Annotated in this window: 15 protein-coding genes; 2 read left to right on the forward strand and 13 right to left on the reverse strand. The window is 65.4% G+C overall.

The features are described from left to right. Positions 1 to 247: 247 nt before the first annotated feature. The 3 genes from AC6CH3_RS13730 to AC6CH3_RS13740 form a co-directional block, all read right to left on the reverse strand. Positions 248 to 568: a hypothetical protein gene (locus AC6CH3_RS13730; RefSeq protein ID WP_498132974.1), complete on the reverse strand. Its 321-nt coding sequence runs from the start codon at positions 566 to 568 to the stop codon at positions 248 to 250. Positions 569 to 676: 108 nt separating this feature from the next. Then, positions 677 to 2,506: a gamma-glutamyltransferase family protein gene (locus tag AC6CH3_RS13735; protein WP_498132975.1), complete on the reverse strand. Its 1,830-nt coding sequence runs from the start codon at positions 2,504 to 2,506 to the stop codon at positions 677 to 679. Between the two features lie 133 nt (positions 2,507 to 2,639). Continuing rightward, positions 2,640 to 5,225, reverse strand: coding sequence for a Tex family protein (locus tag AC6CH3_RS13740; RefSeq protein ID WP_498132976.1), 2,586 nt, complete (start codon positions 5,223 to 5,225; stop codon positions 2,640 to 2,642). 84 nt (positions 5,226 to 5,309) lie between these two features. On the opposite strand from AC6CH3_RS13740, the gene AC6CH3_RS13745 reads away from it, so the two are divergent. Further along, entirely contained in the window at positions 5,310 to 5,606 is a 297-nt protein-coding gene (locus AC6CH3_RS13745; protein ID WP_498132977.1) for a hypothetical protein, read from the forward strand. On the opposite strand, the gene AC6CH3_RS13750 is transcribed toward AC6CH3_RS13745, so the two are convergent. The 6 genes from AC6CH3_RS13750 to AC6CH3_RS13775 all read right to left on the reverse strand — a co-directional run bounded on the left by AC6CH3_RS13750 (position 5,603) and on the right by AC6CH3_RS13775 (position 11,781). Then, entirely contained in the window at positions 5,603 to 6,454 is an 852-nt protein-coding gene (locus AC6CH3_RS13750; RefSeq protein WP_498132978.1) for a triose-phosphate isomerase family protein, read from the reverse strand. The genes AC6CH3_RS13745 and AC6CH3_RS13750 overlap by 4 nt on opposite strands. 50 nt (positions 6,455 to 6,504) lie before the next feature. Beyond that, the gene (locus AC6CH3_RS13755) at positions 6,505 to 7,473 is read right to left on the reverse strand and encodes a 3-hydroxyacyl-CoA dehydrogenase family protein (RefSeq protein ID WP_498132979.1); all 969 of its coding nucleotides are present in this window, start codon (positions 7,471 to 7,473) and stop codon (positions 6,505 to 6,507) included. Positions 7,474 to 7,476: 3 nt separating this feature from the next. After that, on the reverse strand, positions 7,477 to 7,959 hold the full coding sequence (locus tag AC6CH3_RS13760; protein WP_498132980.1) for a ribose-5-phosphate isomerase: 483 nt from the start codon (positions 7,957 to 7,959) through the stop codon (positions 7,477 to 7,479). After that, positions 7,956 to 9,731, reverse strand: coding sequence for a dihydroxyacetone kinase subunit DhaL (dhaL, locus tag AC6CH3_RS13765; RefSeq protein WP_498132981.1), 1,776 nt, complete (start codon positions 9,729 to 9,731; stop codon positions 7,956 to 7,958). The genes AC6CH3_RS13760 and dhaL overlap by 4 nt, the downstream gene beginning before the upstream one ends. A 149-nt stretch (positions 9,732 to 9,880) precedes the next feature. Beyond that, on the reverse strand, positions 9,881 to 10,885 hold the full coding sequence (locus tag AC6CH3_RS13770) for a sugar phosphate isomerase/epimerase family protein (RefSeq protein WP_498132982.1): 1,005 nt from the start codon (positions 10,883 to 10,885) through the stop codon (positions 9,881 to 9,883). A 161-nt stretch (positions 10,886 to 11,046) separates the two neighbouring features. Beyond that, positions 11,047 to 11,781 carry a GntR family transcriptional regulator gene (locus AC6CH3_RS13775; RefSeq protein WP_498132983.1) on the reverse strand — a complete coding sequence of 245 codons (735 nt, stop codon included), beginning with the start codon at positions 11,779 to 11,781 and terminating at the stop codon, positions 11,047 to 11,049. Between the two features lie 428 nt (positions 11,782 to 12,209). On the opposite strand from AC6CH3_RS13775, the gene AC6CH3_RS13780 reads away from it, so the two are divergent. Beyond that, positions 12,210 to 12,941, forward strand: a complete 732-nt coding sequence (locus AC6CH3_RS13780) for a hypothetical protein (protein ID WP_498132984.1) — start codon at positions 12,210 to 12,212, stop codon at positions 12,939 to 12,941. A gap of 129 nt (positions 12,942 to 13,070) precedes the next feature. Here AC6CH3_RS13780 and AC6CH3_RS13785 read toward each other — a convergent pair whose 3' ends face one another. The 4 genes from AC6CH3_RS13785 to AC6CH3_RS13800 form a co-directional block, all read right to left on the reverse strand. After that, a complete protein-coding gene (locus AC6CH3_RS13785; protein ID WP_498132985.1) occupies positions 13,071 to 14,144 on the reverse strand; it encodes an alkene reductase in 1,074 nt (357 codons plus the stop codon). 135 nt (positions 14,145 to 14,279) lie between these two features. Beyond that, a complete protein-coding gene (locus AC6CH3_RS13790; protein ID WP_498132986.1) occupies positions 14,280 to 14,888 on the reverse strand; it encodes a DUF6318 family protein in 609 nt (202 codons plus the stop codon). Between the two features lie 47 nt (positions 14,889 to 14,935). Then, on the reverse strand, positions 14,936 to 15,409 hold the full coding sequence (locus tag AC6CH3_RS13795; RefSeq protein WP_498132987.1) for a PKD domain-containing protein: 474 nt from the start codon (positions 15,407 to 15,409) through the stop codon (positions 14,936 to 14,938). 452 nt (positions 15,410 to 15,861) lie between these two features. Then, on the reverse strand, positions 15,862 to 16,530 hold the full coding sequence (locus AC6CH3_RS13800) for a DUF6318 family protein (protein WP_498132988.1): 669 nt from the start codon (positions 16,528 to 16,530) through the stop codon (positions 15,862 to 15,864). Positions 16,531 to 16,670: the final 140 nt, after the last annotated feature.

Consider the following 16,670-nt stretch of genomic DNA (forward strand, 5'->3'; position numbering starts at 1 on the left):
TCTCATCCACAAAGAGCACTGGCAGATCCAGGTCAAAACCGGCATCCCCTGGTTCATCCCCCCACCCCACATCGACCCCCACCAAAAACCCCGCCGCAACCACCACCACCGAACATGAGCTGAGCGTTCGGGGTCTACGCGAATGCGCATACTGTAATGTCGCCGAGCCGTGCTGCAGCGCTCCACTAAACAGCAGGACGCCCGGACCCTCAAGGAGTCCGGGCGTCCGGTGTGTTCGTGCCGCTGGCTAGGCGTCCTGCCAGCCGCGACCTTCCACGAACGTGGAAATCAGCGTACCGATCCCCGACTGTAGCGAGTTGGACGGATCCTCATAAAGAGAAGCCTCAGTGGCCCGGCTGTGGATGATGAGCTGCTCGGCTTCGAGCTTGGCTTCCGGTACCGTGGCACCGACGATGCCGGTCCGTGCAGAAAGCTCGGACGTGTGCACTATTTCAGCGTCCGTCTCCGAGAGCGGGATGGTGGTCCCCGTCTGGATCTCGTCGTGCGGGAACTCGAATTCGGCGTCGTCAGGGCCAGCAGGAACCGTATATTCCAGGAAGTAAGTCATGGTCCCAGCCTTTCAGAAAGCCCGGAAACCGGAAACCCCGACGTGCCGAAGGCAACCAAAGAACCCGCACCGAAGCCGGAAGGCCTGCGAGCAGGTCCCCATACAGCATTACCGCCCTGCAGCGTAACCTTGCGCACCCCGCGGATTGGCGGCCGCTTGCAGAACTCCGGTCGACGGATCACGCACGACGGCGGACAGCCGTCCCAGCGTCCAGTCACCGGCGCGGGTGATGCGGTGGCCTCTTCGCTCGAGGCCTTCAATGACATCGTTCCCCAACCGATCCTCGACGACGGCACCACCTGGTTCCCAGGTGCGGGGCCAGAATGAGCCCGGCATCGACGTCGTATGTAAGGCCGGCGCATCGATGGCCTGCTGAGGCGAGTATCCCCCGACAATGGTCCGGAGTAAGTAAAGGAGCTGCCACTGGTCCTGCTGGTCCCCGCCCGGTGACCCAAGCGCCGAGACTGCATTGCCGTCGCGCAGCACCAGTGTCGGCGTCAGCGTGGTCCGGGGCCGCTTACCGGGAGCCAGCGTCGAAGGGGTTCCCGGCTCGAGCCACGTCATCTGCAGCCGGGTCCCCAGGCAAAAACCCAGTTCCGGAATTGCCGGCGACGACTGCAACCAGCCCCCTGACGGCGTCGCCGAGATCATGTTCCCCCAGCGGTCCACGACGTCGATGTGGCAGGTGTCGCCGCGGGTCTCCCCCGTCGCTTCCACGGTGGGCTCCCCTGCCCCACCGGCAAAACCCGCGTGTGCGGCCGGAACATACTCCGTCCGCAGGACCGGAGTGTACGGTTCCCGCCCGGGGACTCGGCCAGGACGGAACTCGTGGGACGCCTGCTTGGTGATCAGCTGGCGGCGCTCAGCCGCATAATCTGCCGACAGCAGGTGGTCCAGCGGCACATCGGCGTCGCCGTAGTACGCCTCACGGTCGGCCAGCGCGAGCTTCTGGGCCTCGAGAATGGTGTGGGCGCCGAGTTCAGTAGACGGATCGAGGTGTTCGTCATCGAAACCGTCCAGAATGGCGAGGGCCTGCAGCAGCGCCGGACCCTGACCCCACGGTCCGGTCTTGGCAATCGTATAGCCCCGGAATTCCAGAGTGGCGGCCTCTTCATAGCCCGCCCGGAACCCGGCCATGTCGGCCATGGTCAGCACGCCGCGGTGGTCCGTCCCCGACGAGTGGCGCTGTGGCGTCTGCACAGCCTTGGCGACGGCCCGGGCCACGAAGCCCTCACTCCATTCGCGGCGGGCAGCGTCGATCCGCGACTCACGCGTGTGGGCAGCGGCAGCATCCGCAGCCTCTCCTATGCCTGCGCCGGCCTGGACCAGTCTCTGCAAGGTGCGGGCATGGGCGGGATTCCGCATCAGCTCGCCCTCCTGCGGAATCCGTCCGTCAGGCATCCACAGGTCGGCTGACGTCGGCCAGTGTTCGCTGAACAACGCCGAAACCGCGGAGATGGTGCTGCCGACCCGTGCAAGAACAGGGTGCCCGTCCCGCGCATACCCGATCGCGAAGTCCAGCACCTCCGCGAGCTCCCAGGTTCCGTGATCCCGCAGGAGCAAAAGCCAAGCGTCGACGGCGCCAGGCACCGCGGCGGCGAGCGCACCGGAGCCCGGCACCAGATCCAGACCCTCGCCCCGGAGGTGCTGCACGGTAGCTCCGGCCGGCGCAGGGCCTTGCCCCATGAGCACGACGGGCTTACCCGGATCCTCTGCCGTACTGAACACGCCGGTCATGTCTCCGCCTGGACCGTTGAGGTGGGGTTCCACCACGTGCAGCACGAAGGCAGCGGCGGCGGCCGCGTCGAACGCGTTGCCTCCCCGCTCCAGCACAGACTGCGCCGTTGCCGTTGCCAGCCAGTGCGTCGATGCAGCCATGCCGAACGTGCCCCGCAGGGTGGGGCGGGTGGTGAACGGCTCCGGCGGCGTAAAACTCATGCCGCTACTCTAGGCACCCGGTTCGATACTGTCAGGGGCAACGCGCCCGCGCCTCGGACCATGCTCTAATCCCAGACAGAACCTTGCCCAGCGGCTCGGAGTTCGGGACAGGCTCGATGTCCTGCAGGCTCGCCTACTTCGTGAGGCCGGCCTTCCGCAGCGCTTCTGCCATGGCAGTGTCCGCAGGAGGCGCGGGCTTCTGGGGCCCGGGCTTCTGAGGCGCGGGCTTGTGCTTTCCGCCGCCCGCCGCACGACCGCCACCGCCGGCAGAACCACCGCCCGCAGAACCACCGCCTGCTGAACCGCCATTGCGCGCAGGACGGCCGCCGCCCGCCTGGCGCCCGGCAGCCTGGCCCCCAGCAGCCTGGCGCCCGCCGGACTGTGCCGGTTCGTCGTCGAGCCGCAGGGTCAGCGAGATCCTCTTCCGCTCCGGATCGGCTTCGAGCACCTTCACCCGCACCACCTGGCCCGACTTCACCACTTCCCGCGGATCGGACACAAACCGGTTCGCGAGCGCCGACACATGCACCAGCCCATCCTGGTGCACTCCAACGTCAACGAATGCGCCGAACGCGGCCACGTTGGTGACTGTCCCCTCCAGCACCATCCCGGGCTTGAGGTCGGAAATCTTCTCGATCCCCTCGGAGAACGTGGCGGCCTTGAAAGCCGGCCGGGGGTCGCGGCCCGGCTTTTCGAGCTCGGCAATAATGTCCCGCACCGTGGGCAGACCGAACGTGCCATCCACAAAGTCCTGCGGGTTCAGCGAACTGGCCCCGGCCAGCCCGGCGCTGGGAAGCGTCGCGGCTTTGCCGGAAGTCCCGGCACCGGCGGCGCCAGTCCCCGCACCGGCGGCTGCCATGATTTTCCGGGCCACAGGATACGACTCCGGGTGGACACTGGACGCATCCAGCGGCTCCGCTCCCCCGGTGATCCGCAGGAATCCGGCGCACTGCTCGAACGCCTTCGCCCCCAGCCGCGGCACCTTCTTCAGCTCGCTGCGTTTGGCGAACGGACCATGCTCATTGCGGTAGGCCACGATGTTCTCGCTCAGCAGCGGCCCCACGCCGGCCACCCGGCTCAGCAGCGCCGGCGACGCCGTGTTGACGTCCACGCCCACCGCATTCACACAGTCCTCCACCACGGCATCCAGGCTGCGGTCCAGCTTGGCGGCGGTGACGTCGTGCTGGTACTGCCCGACGCCAATCGACTTCGGATCGATCTTCACCAGTTCGGCCAGCGGGTCCTGCAGTCGCCGCGCGATCGAAACCGCGCCGCGGAGGGACACGTCCATGCCCGGCAGTTCCGCCGCGGCCAGCGCCGACGCCGAATATACGGACGCACCGGCCTCGGACACCACCAGCTTCTGCGGCGCTGCCGTTCCGCCACCCGCTTCGGCCGACAGCTGCTTGATCAGTTCGGCAGCCAGTTTGTCCGTCTCCCGCGAGGCTGTGCCGTTACCGATTGCCACGAGTTCGACGGCGTGCTGCCGCGCCAGCCGGCCGAGCGTCGCCAGGGCTTCATTCCACTTGCGGGCCGGCGCATGCGGATACACCGTATCCGTGGCCACCACCTTGCCGGTCCCGTCCACCACTGCCACCTTCACGCCGGTCCGCAGCCCGGGGTCCAGGCCAAGTGTGGCGCGGTTACCGGCCGGTGCGGCCAGCAGGACATCGCGCAAGTTGGCTGCGAAGACGCGGACAGCCTCGTCCTCAGCAGCAGCAAACATCCGACCGCGCAGATCGGCGGTGAGCCGGGCAAGCACCCGCGAGCGCCATGCCACCTGCGCGGTCTGGAGGAGCCAGGCGTCGGCAGGCCGACCGCGGTCCGCAACCCCGAGGAACCTGGCCACGGCGGACTCGTACCGGGCGCGCGCGGCGGCGAGGGCGTCGTCGTCGGCCGGGTCCGCCTCGGCGAGGTCGAGCTCCAGCACGCCGTCCTTCTCGCCGCGCAGCAGCGCGAGGACGCGGTGCGACGGCATTCCGCTGGGAGCCTGCGAGAACTCAAAGTAGTCCGCAAACTTCTGCCCTTCGGCCTCCTTGCCTTTCTTGACGCGCGACACCATCCGGCCCTGCGTCCACAGACGCTCACGCAGCGTTTCTGCAAGGTCCGGATCCTGCGCCACGCGTTCGACGAGGATGGAGCGTGCGCCGGCGAGCGCAGCGGCGGCATCGTCAATCGCATGCTCGGCGTTCAGGTATTTCGCCGCCTCGCGCTCCGGATCCAATTCGGGGCGCTTAAGCAGCGCGTCGGCGAGCGGTTCCAGCCCGGCCTCCCGGGCGATCTGCGCCTTGGTGCGGCGCTTGGACTTGAAGGGCAGGTAGATGTCCTCCAGCCTGGATTTTGTGTCGGCGGCGACGACGGCGGCCTCGAGTTCCGGGGTCAGCTTGCCTTGCGCAGCAATCGCCTCAAGAACCGCACGACGGCGGTCCTCCAGTTCGCGGAGGTAGCGCAGGCGTTCGTCGAGATCGCGGAGCTGGGTATCGTCGAGCGTCCCCGTGGCTTCCTTGCGGTAGCGGGCGATGAAGGGGACGGTGGACCCGCCGTCGAGCAGGTCCACGGCTGCCTTCACCTGCCAGGCTTTGACGCCGAGCTCGGCGGCGATCTGGGCGGCGATGCGCTGGGCAAGACCGCCGTCCGTGCCGTTGGCCTCCGGAGTTCGTGCCGGGGCTGGATCCGGAGCTGGAGAGGGTGCGGAAGGGGCCTGCGGGAATTGGGTCACCACAACATTTTGCCCTACACAGGGCTGAGCTTAAGTGATGTAGTGGCTGTAGGCAGCAGAAATCCTCCAGGTAGGCGGTGCACCATGCAGGAATTGCTCATCATTCTTCAGGATGGCTTCAGGGAGGACGATGTCGCCATCACTGTCAACGGCAAGGAAGCACGGTACGACCGCGACGTCACCACCCGGGAGCTGCTCGGAATGGCCGAGGAAGTCTCTGTGGAACTGCCCGCAAAGGGCGCCACTGTGGGCGTGGAGGTGGTCAGCCGGAACCTCATGGCGGAGAAGAAGCTGCACGGGCGGCCGCGGAGCCTGTTGGTGTCCATCGAGGACGGCCAACTTGTTCTGAGCGAAGGGACCGGGCGGGAGGCGTTCCTCTAGCCCTGTTGGCTTACGGGGCCCCGCGCCACAGCGTTGGCCTGTGCCAGGGCTTCATCCAGCACTTTTCCGAAGTTGGCCGCCTCGTGGGCGAACCGTCCGAGGAAGAGACCGGAGACGCCGTCGAGCGTGGGCAGCAGCCCCGGCTTGGCCGAGCCGCCGTAGATGACCGGCAGGCCGGCCAGTCCGTGAACGGCGAGCCGTGCGCGAAGGTGCTTCACGGCGTCGGACACGTAGCCGGCGCTGGCCGGTTCGGCGGCGCCGATGGCCCACACCGGTTCGTAGGCGATCACCAGCCGCGAGGCAAGCTCCCAGTCTCCGCCGGTCGCTGCCTGGATCTGGCCGTAGACGAACGAAGCAGCCGTCTCGGCGGCCCCGGTCTCCGTACCCGACCCCGGCCCTGCGGTCTCCTCGCCGACACACAGCAGAGGGGTGAGGCCGGCGTCGTCTGCTGCCTTGACCTTGAGCGCGATCATGGCGTCATCCTCGCCGAAGTGCCGGCGCCGTTCGGCATGGCCGATCTCCACGAGGCGTACGCCGAGCTCCGAAAGCAGTGACGGCGACACCTCACCGGTCCACGGGCCGTCCGCCCAGCCGCAGTCCTGGGCCCCGAGAAGGACCGGCGAGCCGGCCAGGATCTCGGCAGCAGCGGGCAGCATGGGAAAGGACGGAATGACGAACGGGACCACCCGTCCGGCAGCGAGTGCCGGACGGGCGTCCACTTCGCGGCGCAGCTCGCCCAGCCAGCGCAGACTGTCCCGGTAGCCCAGGTACATCTTGGTACTGACACCCACATAGATGGTTTCCGGGGTGTTGTGGCCCGCGGTGCCGGCGGCGCTGGGCTGCGTCATTCTGGGTTCCTGCCTGTGTTGGATTCGGCTGTGCCGGGTTCAGCGGGTGCTCAGTTGATGGGTGCCGGACCAAGCTCCTCGATGAGCTTCTGCATGGCCACGTAGGCCTTGTTGCGGTAGGCAATCAGCTCGGGGGTGCGCTCGGCGGGGACATTGAGGAAGCCTGCACCTGTTTTGGTGCCCAGCTTCCCGGCCTCCACGAGGTCCGTGAGGATCTTCGGGGTGGCAAAGCGCTCCGGGAAGTCCGTCTGCAGCGACTTGTAGCAGAAGTTGTAGACGTCCAGGCCAGCCATGTCGGCGATAGCGAACGGCCCGAAGAAGGGCAGGCGGAAGCCGAAGGTGGTGCGGACCAGTGTGTCCACGTCCTCCGCCGTCGCGATGCCCTGCTCCACGAGCTGCGCGGCTTCGTGAAAGAGCGCGTACTGCAGCCGGTTGAGCACGAACCCGGTGACGTCCTTGACCACCGCGGTCTGCTTGTTGGCACCGTGCACCAGATCGCGGGCCGCGCCAACCGTTTCGGCCGAGGTTCCGGCGTGGGGAATGATCTCCACGCCCGGGATGAAGGGCGACGGGTTGGAGAAGTGGACGCCGAGGAAGCGCTCCGGGTTGGCCACCGGCTCCGACAGCTCCGCGATGGAGATGGTGGAGGTGTTGGAGCCGATGATGGCGTCCGGGCGCGCGGCTGCGCTGATGCGGGCCAGCGTCTCGTGCTTGATCGCGATGACTTCGGGAACGGCCTCTTCGATGAAGTCGGCGTCCGCCACGGCTTCCTCGATGTCCTTCGCGGCCCAGAGGTTCTGCTTCAGGATTTCGGTGGAGCCTGCGGGGAACAGGCCGTCAGCCACAAACTGGTCGGACTCCGTCAGAAGGCGCTCATAGTTCTTCTGCGCTACCTCCGCGGACACATCGGCCAAGGCAACGCGCGCTCCGCCCAGCGCCAGCACCTGGGCGATGCCGCCGCCCATGTAGCCGGACCCGACGACGGCGAACTTGCGTGAGCTGTTGGGTGTCTCTGTCATGGTTCAGTCAGCCTTCATGTAGTCGGGTTCGTAGGAGCAGATAGCGTCCACCTTGGCCGCCGAGGACGAGTTCTCGTCGAAGCGGTGGCCAAGCCATTCGCCCACGAGCTTCTTGGCGAGTTCCAGGCCGATCACGCGCTGGCCCATGGTAAGGACCTGGGCGTTGTTGCTCAGGACCGAGCGTTCCACGGAGTAGCTGTCGTGTGCGGTGACGGCACGGATGCCGGGGACTTTGTTGGCCGCAATGGCCACGCCGAGGCCCGTGCCGCAGATGAGGAGGGCACGGTCGGCTTCGCCCTCGGCCACCTTGCGGGCAGCTGTGACGGCGAGGTGCGGGTACGCGGTGGAGTCATTGGCGGCCACGCCGATGTCCACAACGGAGGCCACGCGGTCGTCGCCCTCGAGCAATGCCTTCAGCGCTTCCTTATATTCAACGCCGGCCTCATCGTTGCCGATGACAATGCGCCAGCCTGTGGTCGAGGTCATGCTTGTGCTCCGTTTCCGGCCGGGGCGGCCATGCGGGATGAGGCCAGATCAGACGTGGCCAGTTCAGATTGGATGTAGCGGGCGATCCGTTCGGTGATCAGGCCGAAGGAAACTGCACCCGGATCGGGATGGCCGAGGCTCTTCTCAGCCAGCGGGCGGGCCCGGCCTTTGAGGGGGCGCAGGTTCGCTGTCTGCCCGGCCGCTTCCGTGGCCGCGGCAGCAGCAGCGGCGAGGGCGCCGCTAAGGGAGGCGCCGCCGTCGTGCTCTTTGCGGAACGCATCCTGGAACGGCAGGAGCGCGTCCACCATGGTCTTGTCCCCCGGTTCGGCCTTGCCGAGCGCGGTGATCGCGCTGGTGAAAGCCTCCACCGCTGCGGCCGCGTCCTCTGCCCGATAGGAGTCGCGGTTGCCCAGTGCGATTCCCGCCGCGATGACCGCGGATCCCCAGAGGGCACCGGAGGTTCCGCCGGCCCGCTCGCTCCAGGCCTCCCCCGCGGCGGTGAGCACGCGTTCAACGGACGCTCCGGCGGCCGCATTCCGCTCGCCGGCCGCGGCGGCGGCATCCACGCCGCGGCGCATGCCGATGCCGTGGTCGCCGTCTCCGGCGATGGCATCAAGGTTGCCGAGTTCCTCTTCGTGTTCGACGACGACGTCACGCACCTGTGCGAGGACGGCGGCCGCCAGCCTGCCCAGGTCCGAGGATGCCGCGGTGGCCTTTTCCGTCGCTTCAGCGACCGCGTCCTCGGTTCCGGCGAGTTCGCGGCGGGGGCGCGGCGCGAGATTGCCCTTGCGGAACGCCGGAGTGTCGGCAGGGGCTGCCCAGTACTGCTCGATCTCGTCATCCAGCCACAGCAGGGTCAGGGAGAGCCCGGACATGTCCAGGCTCGTGACCAGCTCGCCGCACTCCGGCTCCACCACGGTCAGCCCGGCCTTGTCGAGCAGCTTTTCGATCTTGCCGAACAGCAGGAACAGTTCGTCGTACTTGACGGTGCCGAGTCCGTTGACGATCGCCACCACGCGGTCGCCGGCTTCGTCGGGCTTGTCCTCGAGGAGCCTGGAGACGAGCAGTTCCGCGAGCTCCGATGCCGTGGGCATGGGGTGCTCGGAGATTCCCGGTTCACCGTGGATGCCGAGGCCCAGCGACATCTGGCCTTCGGGCACCTGGAAGAGGGGCTCGTTCGCGCCGGGCAGCGTGCAGCCGTCGAAGGCCACACCCAGGGAGCGCGTGCGGTAGTTGGTCTTGAGGGCCAGCCGTTCCACCTCGTCCAGGTTCAGGCCTGCCTCGGCGGCGGCACCCGCGACCTTGAAGACCGTGAGGTCGCCAGCGATGCCGCGGCGCTTCTCGATTTGGTCCAGCGGTGCGCTGGCAATGTCATCGGTCACCAGCACCGTGCGGGTCTCGATGCCTGCGGCGTTGAGGCGCAGCTGGGCCTGCCCGAAGTGCAGGACGTCGCCGGCGTAGTTGCCGTAGCTGAGGAGCACGCCGCCGCCGGCGTTGGCGACCTTGGCCACGCGGTAGACCTGCCCGGCGGCAGGGGAAGCGAACATGTTGCCACACGCTGAGCCTGCTGCCAGGCCGGCTCCCACGAGTCCGGCGAAGGCCGGGTAGTGTCCGGAGCCGCCGCCGATCACGAGGGCCACCTGGCCGGGGGCCATCTCAGTGGAGCGGACAACGCCGCCGTCCACTCGGGCCACGTGACCGCGGTTGGCAGCCACGAAGCCGTCCAGCGCCTCATCCGCGAAATCAGCGGGATTGTCGAAGATCTGGGTCATGGTTCCTCATTGAATCCGTGTTGGGGTGAGCAGTTGTCGTGGACCACGGCCGGCTTGTTCCGGAGAGCCCCGGGAAGGCGGCCACCGGAACAGAGCCCGGCAGCCGCCGTCGGGCGTTCAGTTCCGGTGGGAACCGAACGCCCGGACCTTCAGGAAGAGGCGAGTTCGACGGCGGCCGGCCGCTGCCGTCCCTGCGCCACCAGGCTCGTGCCGAGCGCGTAGCCGTCCTTCTTCGGGAGGACGTGGCGGCGCAGGTATTCCTGGTTGCGGGCCGTGACGGAGAGGCCGTCGCCGCCGTAATGCTCGGTGCAGATGATGCCCTGGTAGCCATTCGCAATGGCCACCTTGAACGCCTCGCGGTAGTTGATGAGGCCGCTCTCCATGGGGGCTGGCATGGCGACGTACATGTCGCGGGCCACGTCCTCGTCGCGGATGTAGTTCTTCATGTGCCAGTAGTTGGAGTACGGCATGGTTTTGGCCACGATTTCGCGCCAGTCCTCGATGGGGCGGTGCAGGCGGATGAGGTTGCCGATGTCCGGGTTGAGGCCGACGTTGGAGAGTCCGATGTCCTGGACCAGCTGCACGGAGGCGTCCGCGGTTCCGAGGTAGGTGTCCTCGTACATTTCGAGGGAGAGCAGGACGCCTACGTCTGCCGCGTGGCGGCCCAGTTCGCGGAGTCGCGTGACAGCGTTGTTCCAGGACTCCTTGTCCCCGGCCGGGTCCTTGTGGCCTTCGACGGTCCAGAACCAGAGCTGCTTCTGCTGCTCCGGGGTGATCGCCTGGTGCAGGCCGAAGGAAACGACCTCACACCCCAGTTCAGCGGCGGCGTCGATGGTGCGGTGGCTGTACTCGAGGTTGGCTTCCCACCTGCCTTCCTCGATCACGCTGCGGCGGATGGCGGAGATGACGGGAATGCCGATGCCCACTTCCTGGGCGGTCTGCTTGAACTCTGCGAGGCGTTCTTTGCTGAGGTCGCCAGGGCGGACCCAGCTGTCGGTGAGGTCGGCGTTGGCGAAACCGGCTTCCTTGACCTCGGTGAAAACTTCGGCCCAGGCGGACGCGTCTGCGTCGTTGATGGGGGTTCCTTGGGCGTCTGTACCGGGGAACTGCAGCAGGGCGGCGGTGATGGGCCAGTTCTCGGCTGTATATGCCACGTTTTGCACTCCTTCGTGAATCCTGTTTCCTATAGGATCTACTATCCGAATGGGGCTGTCAAGGTTTTTGTGGCGTTCCCCGTGGCAATCGAAGATCCTATAGGGATGTGCTGACCATCAGATAGAGGTCATTTACTTGTAGTGCCCTGCTGCGCGGAAGGCTACTTGGCGGGGGCGTCGGCGATGGCCCGCGCCCGGACCTTTTGGATGTGGTCGGCCATGGCGGCCTCGGCCTTTTCGGGGTCCCCTGTGGAGAACGCATCCAGGACTGCCTGGTGCTCGGCGATGGCGAATTCGGCGTCGGTGATGCCTACGCCGCCGAACAGCCGGAACCGCTGGACCTGCCCGCCAAGGGCGGCGTAGGCGGCAACCATGAACTGGTTCCCGGTCTGCTGGGCGATCAGCTGATGGAAGTGTTCGTCCGCTTCCAGATAGTCCTTGTATTCAGCAAATGAGGGGCCGCGCGGGGCCGACTTGAGGTCGTCGACGGTCCTTTCGAGTTCCACAAGCCGTTCGGGCGTGAGCCGGGCGCAGGCCAAACGGGCGTTGACCGGCTCGATAGCCAGCCGGGCCTCCATGAGCTCCGCGAAGTCTTCCCGGGTGAACACCGGGGCAACGCGGTACCCCTTCAAGGCCACTCGCCGGACCATGCCGGTGTGCTCCAGCCGGGCAAGTGCCTCGCGGACAGGAGTAGGCGAAACATCGAGTTCGCGGGCCGTTCCATCAATGCTGACGGCGGCGCCGGGTTCCAGCCGGCCGTCCATGAGTGCGGCCAGCAGTTCCTCGTAGACGTGGTCCGCCAGGACCTGGCGACTCACGGTTCGACCTCCGCGGCGGTCGCCGGTCTGATCGTCATGCCGGCTGCCGGCTCTGGTGCCGCTGGACGCTTTCTGCATGCTCAAATCCTATAGGCGAGCGAACCGTGAGGATGAATGGGCCCGTGAGAATTGAACGCGCCCCGAAAATTTGGCATCGGGGACCCGAAGGGACGAAGCGCAGCGTGGACTCTCTATTGGGACGCTATGAGGACCTGACCGCCAGCGGGGCCCCCGGGCACGTCAGTGGAGGTCAGGGAGGTGAGTTACCTGCCTGCTCTGGCGCTGGCTGGGCTGACGTCGTACCCTCTGAGCAACCGCGCCATCCAGCGGTGAAAAAGGGGATCACCACACCAGGACACGGCCCGCAGGCCGGCCCTGAGCGACTCAAACATCGCAGGCGTGCGCGGTGTACTGTGCCCGCCGGCAAGCGGCAGCTGACGGCGCAGTTCCGGAACGAGCCCGCGAAAACCCGCGGGTAGGCCGGCACAGTTGAACGGGATCCAGCCATGAACAGAAGCAACGCTCCAGCCGCCCTCACCATCGCAGCAGTTCTCACTCTCACGGGCTGCGGCGGCCCAGCCCCGTCAGGTACCAACGAGAGTCCGTCCCCTGCGTCATCGGAACCGACACCGACACCAACCCCGAAGGCCTACACCAATGAGGAACTCACCGCCATCGTCGCCGGCCTGAAGGATGCCCAAGGACAGCCCCTCACCGTCGTCCCGGCCGCCCAGATCGACCAGGGACTGATAGCAGCCCGGGAGATGCTCAAAACCGCCGTCATCACACCAAAAACCTGCGGGGTGCTGATCGATAACAACACCCAGGTTCCCGAGGGCAGCACCTACGCTGCCGGGGCGAGCCTGGCGGCGAAGGCCAAAACGGCGACGGTCATGACGGTGTTCGCTGTCCGGGACCCTTCGGTGATGACTGCCCAGTTCGAGAAGAGCGCAGCGGCGCTGAAGGAGTGCTCGACGTACACCGTTGAGTTGAAGGGGCAGAAGGTCACCAACGAAATGAAACCCCTGGACCCCGCAGTGCAGGCCGATCAGTCGCTGGCTGCGCTGACCGTCCAGACCACCCCCACCGGGCAGAAACAGGTCTGCAATATCACCGTGTTGGGAGTTAAGGGGACCTTGGCGGTCACTGTGATGAAGAGCGGCGCGGTTGGAGCGGTCACCGCAGCCGATGCACCCGAACTGGCCAAGCTCGTCAACGATGCCCTCGCGGCAGGCTGATCATGTCCCGGCCGGATGAGGACAGGCGGGCCCGGCCGGGCTTGTAAAAGTCAGAGGAACCGCCCGGGATTCCGGGCGGTTCCTCGTACTCTCTGTGGGTTGCCAGCGACTCTGCGTTTGCCGGTCTGGCTACGCGGGCTGGTAGGCCGGGTAGTCGGTGTAACCCTTGGCGCCTTCCGCGTAGAACGTGCTCGGGTCGAGCTCGTTCAGGGGGAGCCCTTCGCGCCAACGACGAGCGAGGTCGGGATTGGCGATGGCTGGCCGGCCAACCACCACAGCGTCTGCGTGACCGTCAGAGACCAAGGAAACTGCCTCCTCACGGGTGGTGACGTCGCCGAAACCGGTGTTGACGAGGAAGGTTCCATTGAACCGGGCGCGCAGGTCCTGGACTAACTCGGATGCGGGCTGGTCGTGCAGGATGCTCAAGTAGGCAAGGTTCAAGGGCGCGATCGAGTTCACCAATACTTCATAGGTGGCACGAACGTCCTCAACGTCATTTTCGCTGATGCCCTGAACGTTGTGTTCCGGGGAGATGCGGATTCCCACGCGGTTGGCGCCCAGCGCCTCGACCACAGCGTTGACGGTCTCGATGACGAACCGTGCCCGTTTTTCGGGAGAGCCGCCGTAGCTGTCCGTCCGGATGTTGCTGTTCGGCGCAAGGAACTCGTGCAGCAGATAACCGTTGGCAGAGTGGAGCTCGACGCCGTCGAAACCGGCCTCGATTGCGTTGAGCGACGCCGTGACGATTTCCTGGATCACCACAGGAACTTCGTCCGTCGTGAGTTCATGAGGAACGGGGTGCGCCTGCTTGCCGTTGTAGGTCCGGGTCTCCGCATCCACGGCGATGGCGCTCGGCGCAACGATTCGGTGGCCCCCGGTGATGTCCTCGTGGGAGACGCGCCCGCCGTGCATGATCTGCGCGAACATCCGGCCACCCTCGGCGTGGACTGCATCCGTGACTTTTTTCCAAGCGGCGATCTGCTCGGACGTGACGAGCCCCGGCTGTCCCGGGTAGGAGCGACCGGCGGGGCTGGGGTAGATGCCCTCACTGACGATCAAGCCGAGGGAGGCCCGCTGGCGATAGTGCTCCACTACGAGCGGCCCGGGTATTCCGTCCTTGCCTGAGCGGAGGCGGGTGAGAGGCGCCATGACCAGCCGGTTAGGGAGTTCAAGCTCGCCGAGGTTCAGCCGGGAAAACAGCATGCGCGGTTCCTTTCAGAATGCATTTGGGTTCACCGTCTGCAACTGCCGCGCGTGTGCAAGTATTCCGAATGCGCTGAGGGTCACACTCCGGATCTACACCTGTACGTTTTTCAACCTTGGAATTTACGAAGATGGCTACCGCAAAAGGTGCATGTCGGAGACGCTCCACTTTCCCTGAGCAAAGGTGGCTAAGACCACAGCGCCGGTGTTGCTTCCACGATGCCGACTGTGAACTGTTTTGTCCGCCCTGTAGCGCGTACTTTCTTCTTGAATAACGTGAACCACGACCTGCTGCGTGGAAGCGCCAGTTTTAAACCGTGCTACAGCCGAAGGCGTCGATATATGGCCGCCCGCCAGCCATCCTTCTTTTTCATAAGCATCAGCAATGCTCGTTCTCAGGACGTTGCAGAAGACACATGACCGCGATGACTGCTCAGACCAGGCGTACAGGTCGCCAGTTTCAAAACCATAGCTAAGCAGGGAGTACCAGTACTTCACGTACTCCTCCAGACCCTCCTTGGTGTTCTCACCTGTCAGGTCGGCCTTGATCGGCCGAGGGACATTTTGCGCTGGGCCGTTTGCATCTCCCGCCTTGTGCTCCGGCGTTGGGCGAGGGGGCGCCTCGACGCTGGGTTGGGAAATAGAAGACAGTGATGCCGCAGGCACGGCGCCTTCGCCGCCATCGACGCTGTTCGCATCTCCACAGGCACTGGATGACAACACGAGCACGGAAAGAATGGCCATGGCAGAAACACGGCACACAGCTACAAAGGGTCGAACAGCCACGACTGCTACCGCCCCTTTGTCACAGCAGCGCCCGGACAACCCTGGCCGCGGGGATTTGTGATGCAATCGTCGGCGTAGTTCCGGGTGACAGACCGCCAGACACTCACGGTTTGAGGGGGCGCACTGAACTGGCCCTGGTTGGGTATGGGGAGCGCAGGACCACCGTTGACTGAGTAGGTGCCCTGGAAGTACGTGGTCAGGACGACATTGAAGTCTCCGGTTTGCGCGTAGGCATGGCTCGTCCGGGTCTTCTCACCCCAGCGGTCCTGCGGCAGCGGTCCACCCATGGTGGTCGTTGGTCCGAGTGAAGTGCCGTCGCCGTAGTCCCAGCGGTATTGGACCGGTTTGGCGACGATCGCGACCTTCTGCCCGAGCATGGTTACGTTGAAGGTCTGTTCAGCGGCTTCAGCGTAGAAGTTGGTCTCAGCGCCCCTAAGAGTGTGAGGAGTTGGCTGAATTCCCGAGACTCCAGCATTCACGGGGAGTTGCTCAAACCTTCTCTGAATTTGTGCTGCGATGCGGCCCAGGACATCAGCCGGGTCTTCTGTGTAGACGCATCTGTCGGGTCGGATTGCGGTCCAACTGTCGTCTCCTGCTACTCGAAGCTTCCACCACCACCTAACAGGACGCCCATCCTTCCCGTCCGTACACTTAATCGCACCTGCAAGACAAGCGATATCGAAGTCATTGTTGTTCACCAGACACAGCGGCTCGAATTTATATTGGTATGGACTCTCCGGAACGGACGCCGGCGCGTCGACCCACACTTTGTTGTCGGAGTCGAAACGCCACACTCCAACGCCACCTGTATTCCAGAAGACATCAGAGGAATCAGCCATTGCCGATTCGATCTGAAGAGCAGAAATTACAACTGACGATAGGCCGATGCAGAGGATTCCGCAGATGCTGCGCGGCAATCGGCATCGGAGGTTCATGCCCCAAGCCGGTCAACGTTCATAGCCTTCCAGCCCCCATTGACGAAGCGCACAAGCATGATATCCGCGAGCACCTGTGAGCCAGGAACTGACTTCTCCACGCTGGCGTCCGGCCTGTGCAAGGTTCCGGGAGACTGCTCAAGCTGGGTTGTTACCTGATACTCGCCCGTCGGAGTCTCTACGAATTCAGTAAAGGCGCCATTCGCCTTGACTAGTCCGCCAGCGATCCATCGTCCCCCAGAATTCCACTCGATTATTCCCGGCCGAACTTTCCCGCAGAGTGCGCAGGTCGGCGCCGTGACTTTATCCAGCGGCCCGAAGTTACCTGTTTCGTAGGCGAAGTTAAGGGTTGAGTACCAGTATTTGGCAAATGCAATCAGCCCTGCTTTGTTTTGCTTCTTAGCAGCTTCGGGAAGTACTGGAACCGGAACATTCTGCGCCCGGCCCTTTGCGTCGGCCGGCTTGTAGACGGGCGTCGGTTTGGGAGTAGGCGAGGCAGCCGGCGTAATGGACGCAGACGGCACCCCGGAGGAAGTTGTCCCGGCGCTCGGATCGCCCGGGGGCGCATCGCCGCTGCTGCAGCCGCTGAGAGCCAGGGCGGAGATGGCGAGGCACGAAACAGCAGAAAGGCACAGGCGCCCGGAAATAGGCGATCGAGAAGTCATGCGCAGCTAATCCCCCCGGATAGATGGCCCAGACGTCCGTGTCCGAACAATGGTTAAAGGGTAGCCGAGGCTACCCTTTCGCGCTCAAAGTTATCCACAACCTGCGAAGCCCAGGAAGCGGCCGGGCACCCTATGGCGGA

It is taken from the genome of Arthrobacter sp. GQ119 (assembly GCF_059759125.1).